General features: G+C 67.6%; 11 protein-coding genes. 4 read left to right on the top strand and 7 right to left on the bottom strand.

What is annotated here, in order from left to right:
* The first annotated feature begins 183 nt into the window (after positions 1–183).
* Positions 184–882: an alpha/beta hydrolase gene (locus tag JHD80_RS25355; protein WP_199093058.1), complete on the top strand. Its 699-nt coding sequence runs from the start codon at positions 184–186 to the stop codon at positions 880–882.
* On the opposite strand, the gene JHD80_RS25350 is transcribed toward JHD80_RS25355, so the two are convergent.
* Positions 854–1,780 (bottom strand): LysR family transcriptional regulator, encoded by a 927-nt coding sequence (locus tag JHD80_RS25350; RefSeq protein ID WP_199093056.1) that lies wholly within the window; start codon positions 1,778–1,780, stop codon positions 854–856. The genes JHD80_RS25355 and JHD80_RS25350 overlap by 29 nt on opposite strands.
* Positions 1,781–1,879: 99 nt before the next feature.
* On the opposite strand from JHD80_RS25350, the gene JHD80_RS25345 reads away from it, so the two are divergent.
* A complete protein-coding gene (locus JHD80_RS25345; RefSeq protein ID WP_199093053.1) occupies positions 1,880–2,518 on the top strand; it encodes a glutathione S-transferase in 639 nt (212 codons plus the stop codon).
* A complete protein-coding gene (locus JHD80_RS25340) occupies positions 2,508–3,434 on the top strand; it encodes a pyridoxamine 5'-phosphate oxidase family protein (protein ID WP_248311776.1) in 927 nt (308 codons plus the stop codon). Before JHD80_RS25345 ends, JHD80_RS25340 begins: the two co-directional genes overlap by 11 nt.
* On the opposite strand, the gene JHD80_RS25335 is transcribed toward JHD80_RS25340, so the two are convergent.
* The 6 genes from JHD80_RS25335 to JHD80_RS25310 form a co-directional block, all read right to left on the bottom strand.
* The gene (locus tag JHD80_RS25335; RefSeq protein ID WP_199093050.1) at positions 3,431–3,790 is read right to left on the bottom strand and encodes a tRNA-binding protein; all 360 of its coding nucleotides are present in this window, start codon (positions 3,788–3,790) and stop codon (positions 3,431–3,433) included. The two genes, JHD80_RS25340 and JHD80_RS25335, sit on opposite strands and share 4 nt — an antisense overlap.
* Entirely contained in the window at positions 3,787–5,733 is a 1,947-nt protein-coding gene (locus tag JHD80_RS25330) for a methyl-accepting chemotaxis protein (RefSeq protein ID WP_199093047.1), read from the bottom strand. Before JHD80_RS25330 ends, JHD80_RS25335 begins: the two co-directional genes overlap by 4 nt.
* Positions 5,734–5,853: 120 nt before the next feature.
* On the bottom strand, positions 5,854–6,603 hold the full coding sequence (locus JHD80_RS25325; protein ID WP_199093044.1) for a TetR/AcrR family transcriptional regulator: 750 nt from the start codon (positions 6,601–6,603) through the stop codon (positions 5,854–5,856).
* Positions 6,604–6,770: 167 nt separating this feature from the next.
* Positions 6,771–7,592, bottom strand: a complete 822-nt coding sequence (proC, locus tag JHD80_RS25320; protein WP_199093042.1) for a pyrroline-5-carboxylate reductase — start codon at positions 7,590–7,592, stop codon at positions 6,771–6,773.
* A gap of 110 nt (positions 7,593–7,702) precedes the next feature.
* Positions 7,703–8,209, bottom strand: a complete 507-nt coding sequence (locus tag JHD80_RS25315) for a type III secretion system chaperone family protein (RefSeq protein ID WP_199093041.1) — start codon at positions 8,207–8,209, stop codon at positions 7,703–7,705.
* Between the two features lie 468 nt (positions 8,210–8,677).
* Positions 8,678–8,932 carry an accessory factor UbiK family protein gene (locus tag JHD80_RS25310; RefSeq protein WP_047577935.1) on the bottom strand — a complete coding sequence of 85 codons (255 nt, stop codon included), beginning with the start codon at positions 8,930–8,932 and terminating at the stop codon, positions 8,678–8,680.
* A gap of 244 nt (positions 8,933–9,176) precedes the next feature.
* Here JHD80_RS25310 and JHD80_RS25305 point away from each other — a divergent pair, with 244 nt between their 5' ends.
* Positions 9,177–10,328, top strand: coding sequence for a M24 family metallopeptidase (locus JHD80_RS25305; protein ID WP_199093039.1), 1,152 nt, complete (start codon positions 9,177–9,179; stop codon positions 10,326–10,328).
* Positions 10,329–10,341 lie beyond the last annotated feature (13 nt).

Raw genomic sequence — 10,341 nt, 5'->3', positions numbered from 1 at the left:
GGGCCTGGGCCTTGCCATCGCCCGCGACATCGCGCGCGCTCATGGCGGCGACATCATGCTCGGCGATTCGCCGCTCGGCGGCCTGCGCGCGACGGTGCGGCTGCCGGTCTAGACCCCACGGATTCGCTCGACAGCAGCGGAAGCCGGGCGTTAGTCTCCGGATGACGCAAGGGGAGGCCCGGCATGCGGTTTCTGCGAAAGACCCTGGCTCTTCTGACCGGCGCGCTCCTGCTGTCGATGGCGGCCGCGCAGGCCGAGGAGGTCGTCGATCTCGGCGGCAGCTTCTTAGGCAATGGCCGCGCGCTGCTGAACAAGCCCGCCGGCAAGGCCCGCGCCGGTCTGGTGCTCCTCACCGGCGGTGACGGCTATGTCGGCATCGGCGCCGATGGCAGCGTCGCACGCAACGGCAACTGGATCGTGCGCACCCGCGCGGCCTATCTGCGCAGCGGCATCGCCAGCATCACGCTCGATGGCGGCGCCGATCCTGCCAAGGCCGTGGAGTACATGCGCGGCATCGCACCGCGCGTCATCGTCGTCGCGATGAGCCGGGGCGCCCTCAAGGTCGCCGATACGCTCGCCGCCCGGCCGGACGGCATCGTCTTCGCCTCCTCCATCCTGGATGGTGCGCGCGGCATGATCGGCGATCCCGGACGCCTGCCGCCGACGCTGATCATCCACCATCGGCAGGACAGTTGCCGCCTGACCCTGCCGGACTCGGCCGTCGCTTTCCAGCAATGGACCGGCGGCAAGGCACGCCTGATCTGGATCGACGGCGGCAGCTCGACCGGCGATCCCTGCCAGGCCCGCGCCTATCACGGCTTCATCGGCCGCGAGGGGCAAGTCGTCTCCGCCATCACGAGCTTTGCGGGCTCGCTGCGCTAACGCCGGAGCCGATCGGCGAAAGCTCGGGCAAACGCGCCACGGCATGGTCGATGAAGGCCCGCACGCGTGGTGCCGGCTGCCGCCCGCCCGGCACCACGAGCTGCACCGGCAGCGGCGGTGGCTCGAATTCCGGCAGAAGGCGCACCAGCGTACCGGCAGCGAGATCGTCCGCCGCCTGATAGGACAGCACCCGCGCCAGGCCCCGCCCCGCCCGCGCCGCGATCAGCACCGATTCCACCTCGTTGACGATCAGGCGCGGCGTCAGCATGACCGTGCTGCCTGAACGCGGCCCGCCGAAGCGCCAGGTCAGCGTCTGGTTGGCGGCGACGCTCGCGATCGTCTCATGCGTCGTGATGTCGGCCGGGCGCCGCAAGGGCGTGCGGTTCGCGAGATAGCTCGGCGCCGCGACCAGGATGCGCCGAACCTCGCCGACCTTGCGCATCAGCAGGCCGGAATTCGGCAGCGGCCCGATCCGGATGGCGAGATGCAGGTCCTCCTCGATCAGATCGAGATTGCGGTCGGCCAGCACGAGTTCCACCTGCACCTGCGGATAGCGATCGAGGAACTCGCTGACCAAGGGCGTCACATGCCGCCGGCCGAAGGAGAGCGGCGCCGTGATGCGCAGGAGGCCGCTGACCGGTTCGGCGGCCGCGACGCCCAACGCTGCCTCGTAATCGGCGAGCAGGCGCCGGGCCGTCGCCGCAAGCTCCCGGCCGGCATCGTTGGGGGTCAGGCGCCGCGTCGTCCGCGCGATCAACCGCGTTCCGACGCGCTCCTCCAGCCCGGCAAGCGCCCGCGTCACGGCCGGGCGCGACTTGCGCAACCGCCGCGCTGCGCCGGCCAGGCTGCCCGCATCGACGATCCCGACGAAGATCGCCAACTCCTCGATCCGGTCCATCGCATCGTTCCGAAAATTGAAATTCTGAGTTCAATCGATAGCAGATTTCGCCATTCCGGCGAAACGATCATGATCTCCGCCGGAAGCAGGAGAAACGCCATGCCGTCGCCAGAGATCGTCCTCCACGGAACGCCCCTGTCGGGCCACGCCCACCGCGTCGAATTGCTGCTGCTGGCACTTGGGTTGCCCTATCGCAATGAGCCGGCTCCGGCCGATGTTCGGCGCGGCGAAGCTTTCCGCAAGCTCAACCCGCTCGGGCAGATTCCCGTCCTCCAGGATGGCGATCTCACCCTCGCGGACAGCAATGCGATCATGGTCTATCTGGTCCGGCGCTATGCCCCGGACAGCGACTGGCTGCCGCTCGATCCTGCCGGCGCCGCCCATGTCCAGCGCTGGCTCTCGATCGCTGCCGGCGAGGTCATGCACGGTCCTTCGATCGCGCGTCTGATCACGCAGTTCGGCCTGAACGACGACAAGGCCCGCGCCAGGCGCATCGCCGCCAAGCTGCTCGCCTTCATGGATGAACACCTGGCGACGCGCGATTACCTCGCCGTCGGCCATCCGACCATCGCCGATCTCGCCTGCTATTCCTACGTCGCCCACGCGCCCGAGGGCGGCATCTCGTTGAAGCCCTACCCGGCCGTGCGCCACTGGCTCGCCCGGATCGAGGCGCTGCCCTTCTTCAAGCCGATACCGCCTTCGCCCCTGCCGCCGGAGCTCGACGACGATGCTGCCTGACGGTCCCTTCCATAGCGGCGAGCTCGCCGCGCAGGCGCTGGCCGGTGTCGCCTCGCGCGGCGCCGGTATCCGCGATTTCATGCCGGACCAGCACCGCATCTTCTTCGGCCAGTTGCCCTGGCTCTTCGCCGGCGTGCTCGACCGGGACGGCTGGCCGTTGGCGACGGTGCTGGCGGCGGAACCCGGCTTCGTCGCGAGCCCGAGCCCGACCACGCTGTCGATCGCGGCTTTGCCCGGCCGCGATGATCGGGCCTTCGAAGCGCTCCGCCCAGGCGGCCCCATCGGCCTGCTCGGGCTCGAATTCGAGACCCGCCGCCGCAATCGGGCTAATGGCCGGATCGGGGCCGTCGGAGCGGATGGATTGGAGGTTTCCGTCTCGCAGAGCTTCGGCAACTGCGCGAAATACATCCAGGTCCGCAATCGGCTTCAGGATGGAACGGAGCCCGCCGCTTCACCCACTGAGCTGTCGAGCCTCGATGCGGAGGCAAGGGCGCTGATCGCCGCAGCGGATACGCTGTTCATCGCCAGCGCGGCAGCGCTTGAGAGCGAGACCGGCGGCGTAGACATCTCGCATCGCGGCGGCCGTCCCGGTTTCGTCCGCATCGACGGCGACACACTCACCATCCCGGACTTCACCGGCAATAGCTACTTCAACAGCTTCGGGAACCTGCTGCAGGAGCCCCGGGCCTCCCTGCTCTTCGTCGATTTTGCGACGGGCGCGCTGCTGCAATTGCAGGGCGAGGCGGAGATCGTCTGGAAAGGTCTGGAGCTGGCGCGGCTCGACGGCGCCGAGCGCCTGTGGCGCTTCCATGTCCGGCGTGGCTGGCGCAGGCCTCACGCGCTCCGCCTGCGCTGGTCGGCGCCGGAATTCGCACCGACCACCCTTCAGACCGGTCTCTGGTCGGCCGCGGCCTAGAAGAGCCGCCCGCCCTCGGGCACGGCCTGCCCCGGCCCGATCAGGACGACCTCGCCCTCGGCGTCGGGGATGCCCAGCGTCAGCACCTCCGACATGAACTTGCCGATCTGGCGTGGCGGGAAATTCACCACCGCGAGAACCTGCCGGCCGGGGAGGTCCTCCGGCCGATAGTGCTTCGTGATCTGCGCCGATGATTTCTTGCGGCCGATCGTGCCGCCGAAATCGATGACGAGCTTGATCGAGGGCTTGCGCGCCTCCGGATAGGGCTCGGCCTCGACGATCGTGCCGACACGGATGTCGACCTTCAGGAAATCGTCGAAGCCGATCTGCTCAGCCGGAGCGGAAGACTCGCTCAAAACTCGGCCCAACCATCGTCGCGAGCGCCGGACTTGGGCGCCGCTACGACGCCATTAGCGGCCTTGGCGCGCGGAGCCGCGGGGCGCGGCGCGGAAGCGACGGCCGCCCGCATCGTCTGCGAGATCGCCTTGAGCTTTGCGACGTCGCCGCCGAGTTGAAAGCGCGCGACCAGCGCGGACAGCCGGTCGGCTTCCTGCGACAGCGAATGCGCGGCGGCGGTCGACTGCTCGGCCATAGCGGCGTTCTGCTGGGTTGCCTGGTCCATCTCGCCGACGGCGGAATTGACCTCCTGGAGGCCCGAGGCCTGCTCCTGCGCGGCCCCGGCGATCTCGGCGACCAGCGTCGTGACGCGGGTGATCTCGGAGGCCATGCGCTGCAGCGCGCCGCCGGTCTGGCCGACCAGCGAGACGCCCTTCTCGACCTCGATGGTCGAGGCGTCGATCAGGGTCTTGATTTCCTTCGCGGCGGAAGCGGAGCGCTGCGCCAGCGCCCGCACCTCGGAGGCGACGACCGCGAAGCCCTTGCCGGCATCGCCGGCCCGCGCCGCCTCGACCGAGGCGTTGAGCGCGAGCAGATTGGTCTGGAAGGCGATCTCGTCGATGACGCCGACGATCTGCGAGATTTCCTGGGCCGATTTCTCGATCCCGCCCATCGCGGTCACCGCATCGCGGACGATGCTGGTGGACTGCTCGGCCTCGGACTTGACCTGCTCCGTCGCCTGATTGGCGAGGCGCGCGCTCTCGGCGGTCTGGCGGACCGTCGCGGTGAGCTCGTCGAGCGCGGTCGCGGTCTCCTCGACCGAGGAAGCCTGCTGCTCGGTACGGCTGGCGAGATCGTCCGCCGCCTGGCTGATCTCGGTGGAGCCCGCCTTCATGCTCTCGGTATTGGTGGCGATCTGGCGCATCGCGTCCTGGAGCTTGGCGATGGCGCCGTTGAAATCGTCCTTCAGCTTGACGTATTCGGCCGTGAAGCTGTCCTCGATCCGATAGGTCAGGTCGCCATCCGAGAGGCGCTCCAGACCCTGGCCCAGCGCATGCACCACATCGGCCTGCACGCGGGCATGCTCGACGCGGTCGGCCTCGTTGCGGCGGCGCTCGCCATCGGCGGCATGGCGATGGCCGGCGGCCTCCTCCTCCATGCGCAGCTTGTCGGCTTCCATCGCCTCCTTGGCGAGGGCAGCATCACGGAAGACGACGAGCGTGCGCGCCATGGCGCCGATCTCGTCAGGCCGCTCCTGATACGCGATCTGCGTGTCGAGGTGGCCCGCGGCCAGGCCTTCCATCGAGCCGCGCACGGAGTGCAGCATGCCGGAGGCACGGCGGCTGAGCACGATCACGAGGCCGAGCATGACGAGGCCGAGCGGCACCAGCACCTTGGCGACGCCGCCGACCATGCCCATGAAGGCCGCGTCGACGTCCTGGACATGCAGGCCGGAGCCCACCACCCACTGCCATTGCGGAATGCCGATGATGTAGGAGATCTTGAGCGAAGGATCCTTGTCGCCGGGCTTGAGCCAGCCATAGTCGACGAAGCCCTCGGTCTTGGCCTTGGCCAGCGCGACCATCTCCTGGACGAAGAACTTGCCGTCCGCATCCTTGAGCGGCTTCATGTCCGTCGACTGGATCTTCTTATTCGCGTGCAGGACGCTGATGCCGTCGTAATTGATCAGGAAGTAGTAGTTTCCGCCGTCGAAACGGGCGCTACCCAGCGCCTCCATCGCCAGCTTCTTGGCGTCCTCTTCCTTCAGCTCGCCGGCCTGGACGCGCGCCAGATAGCCCTTGACCGTCGTCGCCGCGGCCTCGACGGCATTCTTCATCTCGGCGCGCTTGAGATTGATCATCTCGTTGCGGGCGGCATTCAGCGTATAGCCGACACTGCCGACGGCGATCAGGCCGAAGGAACGGCTGATCGAGAGGGTCGCAAGCTTCCGAGTGAACGACATTCGCGTATCCTGCGCGATGGGAGATTCCTCTCATTCGCGCAGAATTGGCTAAGGCGCGCTTAACGCTGACCCGATTTCGCCACATTTTGCCGCAGGGACGGCAAGGATACCGCCGGGCGCTCAGATCGCCGGCGCGTAATCCTCGTTGTCCTCGCCGCGCTCGGAAGCGCGTTCGCGCCGCCGCCCTTTGAGCGGTCGCCCCGAGCAGAGCGCCCGCGCCAGCCCGCGAAACGGTGCCGTCAGGCGATGGACATCCTCCACACGGGCCATGATGCGTCCGGCCGTCTTCAGCTCGCGGTCGAGCCGCGCCATGGTCTTCGACAGCTCCGGCTCGTCATCGTCGAGCCAGACTTCGGAGACCCGCGCCATCAGCAGCACCGCGCCCTGTACGCGCAGGTGGCCAAGAGAATCCTCGGTCGCGATGCCGGCCGAGGCCAGCATGTAGCGCCAGGAATTGACGGCGCCGCGATTGAGCGCCGCCAGCGCCAGCGGATCGCGGCGGATGACCGGCGCGATCTTGCGCAGGCCCGCCTTGTAAGGCGCCATCGCATCGAGCCGGCGCATGACGAGGTCGAAGAGCCGTTCCTTGACCGGCTCGCCCACGAGATCGTCCGAGGCACCGGCCAGGACCGCGTCGTCGACGATACGGGTCACGCCGCCCAACATGGCGAGCTTGGAGGGAAACAGCCCGCGCAATTGCGAGAGCGTCAGCCCGGCTTCGGTCGCGATATCCGGCAGCTCGATCTGGTCCCACGGCCGCTCGGCCGCGAGCTTCATCAGCGCATCGACGGCGCGCATCCGGGGATCGGCCGGCTTGGCCAGAGGCGCAGACGGCGCCTCGGGCGGGGTGGAAACGGGTTTGCGGGCCATAGGGCAGCTCCTCTCGCTTCGCAATGAGAGGAGGTTAGGCCGCTATCGTGGCGGGTGGAAGGCGACCGGTCGCATTTTCAAGCGACGTGGAAACCGGTTCGCATGAAGACAATGCGTTGTCTAACGACCTGAATTTTCTCGACTTTTTAACAAAAAGGCGAGAAAATTCAGCCGGAAAGCTCGCCGGCGCGACGTTTGGCTGCAGCCACCGCCTTGCGCATGAGCGGCTTCATGCCGTCATCGGCCATCAGCACCTCGAGCGCGGCCGCGGTGGTCCCGCCCGGCGAGGTCACGTTCTGGCGCAGCGTGCCGGGCGGCAACGGCGACTGGAACAACAATTCGCCCGCGCCCTCGACCGTGGCCCGCGCCAGGCGCTCCGCGACATCGGCCGGCAGGCCGGCATCCTTGCCGGCGGCGGCGAGGCATTCGACGAGATGGAAGACATAGGCCGGGCCTGAACCCGACACGGCGGTGACCGCATCGATCAGCCCTTCGTCGTCGAGCCACTCGACCTTGCCGATGCTGCCGAGCAGCGCGTCGGCAGTGGCGCGCTGGGCCGCGCTGACGCCCTTGCCGGGTGCGGCGGCGGTCGCGCCACGCTGCACGGCCGCCGGCAGGTTCGGCATGGCGCGGATGATCGCATTGGCATTGGGCAAGCGCGCCGCGAGATCGCCCAGCGTCTTGCCGGCGAGGATCGAGATCAGCAGCGTCTTGGGATGGATGAAGGCCTGCACGGCCGGCGCCGCCGTATCGAGCATCTGCGGCTTGGTCGCGAGCACGACGACCTCGGCGGCGGGGATGTCCTTGGCGGCGGGATTGACGCTCATGCCCTTCTCCTGGGCGAGCGCGACCATCTCGTCCGATGGCCTGGGGTCGATCAGGCTGATTCCCTTGGGATCGATGCCGATTCGCAGCCAGCCTTCCAGCATCGCGCCGCCCATCTTGCCGGCGCCGATCAGCACGAGCGATTGCGGAAGGGAGTTCGACATCACGGCCTCTCAAGGCTTGGCGTTTCGCAGGCCCCTGCCCGAACGCTCACGACGGGAGCCTTCCCGTCCCGTGGCTGTCCGGTCAAGCCCGCCCGGGCGGATTCGGCGGATCAGGCCTCGCCGACCGTCTCCAGGATCGCGCCTTCCATGCCTTCCTTGGCGGTCTTGCCGGCCCATACGACGAACTGGAAGGCCTGGTAGTAGCGCTCGCAGGCCTCGACCGCGGCCTTCACCAGCGCCGCCGCCTGTTCCTCCGTCGGCTCGGCGCCACCCGACAGAAGCAGGCCATGGCGGTACATCACCACGCTTTCGCTGCTCCAGAGGTCGAAATGGCCGAGCCAGAGCTGCTCGTTGACGAGGCTGACGAGTTGCAGCACCTCGCTGCGTCGCCGCTCCGGCACCTTGAGATCGAAGGCGCAGGCGATATGCAGCGCCTCCACCTCGGCGAGCCAGGTGATCGCGACATGGTATTCCGACCAGCCGCCGGTGACCGAGACCGAGAGCTCATCCTCGCTGTCGCGATCGAAGGACCAGTCGTTGAGTGCTGCGAGACGCTCGAACAGGTCGAGCGGGTTGGAAGGCCGATCCAGCTCGGCATCCATATCGAGGTCCATCATGCCCTAGGGTCCACCATCCGAATGCTGGCGCATCCGGCGCGTTCGAGAAGAGGAACACGGCGACTGGAAAGCCGAAGGAACGCAACACACCTCCGGAGCCTCTCGACAGAGATGCTCCCATCCGGCGCGGCAGGACGAATCCGCCCGACGAATCAATTCTTTCCACCGACGATAGCGCAGGCGCTGTGACGCTCCCAACACGGCGCCAAGCTCCGCGGATTCGGCCGGCGGGCTCAATCCCCCCGGAGGGCTGTCCACAGCACATGGCTGTGGACATAACCTGAGGGCAACCGGGGCGCGCTTTCCGCGCCTATCGGAACACCAGCCCTCATCCTGAGGAGCAAGCGCAGCTTGCGTCTCGAAGGATGCTCCAGATGGTTCCGGAGCCTCCTGAAGCATCCTTCGAGACGCCATTCCCAGGGGAATGGCTCCTCAGGATGAGGGCTCGCCGGTTTCCCGATCAGGCGCTCAGGCCTTGCCGAGCTTCTCCTCCAGCGCCTTCAGCCGCGCGGCGAGCTTGTCGTTCTCCTCGCGGGCGATCAGCGCCATCTCGCGCACCGCCTCGAATTCCTCGCGGGTGACGACGTCGAGATCGCGCAGCAGCCGCTCGATCTGGGTTTTCACGACGGTCTCGACCTCGCGCCGCACGCCCTGCGCCGCACCGGCGGCATCGGTGGCGAGGCGGGCGATATCGTCGAGGATGCGGTTGCCGGGGTTGACCATGGCTCTCTCCCTTGGAGCATCGGCCCGAAAAGTGTGATGCGGTTTTCGGAAAAAGCCGATGCAAATTCAAATATCTGGAGCATCGGACTGAATACGATACTCAGCCCGATGCTCCAGAGGCGCGAAACTCTCTGACGACAGCCTATAGGCAGCCCACGCGGGTGCCGCAATTGCGACCGGTTGTCGGGCTTGCCCGTAAGCTCCCGGCACGATCACATGCGCGACCTGCCGGAGGACAAGCGCCATGGCCCTGCATTTCACGCCCGCCGAATTCGCCCGCCGCCGCGAGGCCCTGCTGGCCGCGATGCAGAAGGACCGCCTCGACGCGCTCTTCCTGTTCCAGCAGGAATCGATGTTCTGGCTGACCGGCTACGACACTTTCGGCTTCTGCTTCTTCCAGTGCCTCGTCGTCAGGGCCGACGGCACCATGGCGCTGCTGACACGCTCCGCCGATCTCCGGCAGGCGCAGCAGACCTCGAATCTCACCGACATCCGCATCTGGAAGGACGGCCGCGACGCAGATCCCACAGTCGACCTGCTCGCGTTGACCCGCGATCTCGGGCTTGCCGGCAAGCGCATCGGCGTCGAATTCGAATCCTACGGCCTCGTCGCATCGAACTATCGCAAGCTCGAAGCGCGCTTCGCCGGGCAGGCCGAGCTTACCGACGCCTCGCTGATCATCACCCGCCTGCGCGCCGTGAAATCGGCGGAGGAGATCGTCTATGTCAGGCGCGCTGCGCTGCTCGCCGATGCCGCCGACCGCGCGGCGCTCGATGCGATCCGAGCTGGCGCAGACGAGGGCGAGATTCTCGCAGCCCAGCACAATGCGATCTTCGCGGGCGGCGGCGACTATCCCGCCAACGAGTTCATCATCGGCTCGGGCCGCGACGCCCTGCTCTGCCGCTACAAGTCCGGCCGGCGCATGCTCGATGCGAACGACCAGATCACGCTGGAATTCGCCGGTACCGACCGGCACTATCATGTCGCCGCGATGCGCACGGTCGTCGTTGGCGAGCCGCGCCCGCTCCACCGCCCCTATCACGCCGCCGCCCGCGACGCCCTGCTCGCCTGCGAGGCCGAGCTCAAGCCCGGCCGCACCGCCGGGGACGTCTTCGCCGCCCATGCCCGCGTCTTCGACGAGCATGGCCTCTCGCAGCATCGTCTCAATGCCTGCGGCTATTCGCTGGGCGCCAAGTTCACCCCGTCCTGGATGGACTGGCCGATGTTCTACGAAGCAAACGACTGGCCGATCGTGCCGGGCATGGTGATGTTCGCCCATATGATCCTGATGGATTCCGCCAGCGAAACCGCGATGTGCCTGGGCCGGACCTATCTGGTCGGCGGAGGCGGCGCCGAGGCGCTCAACCTGCCCGATCTGGACCTCGTCATCCGTTGAGCTTACTAAGGGC

The organism is Allobosea sp. ASV33 (genome assembly GCF_016428755.1).
Lineage (GTDB): Bacteria > Pseudomonadota > Alphaproteobacteria > Rhizobiales > Beijerinckiaceae > Allobosea.
The sequence above is the reverse complement of the archived record's forward strand: the minus strand, read 5'-3'. Positions and strand labels throughout refer to the sequence as shown.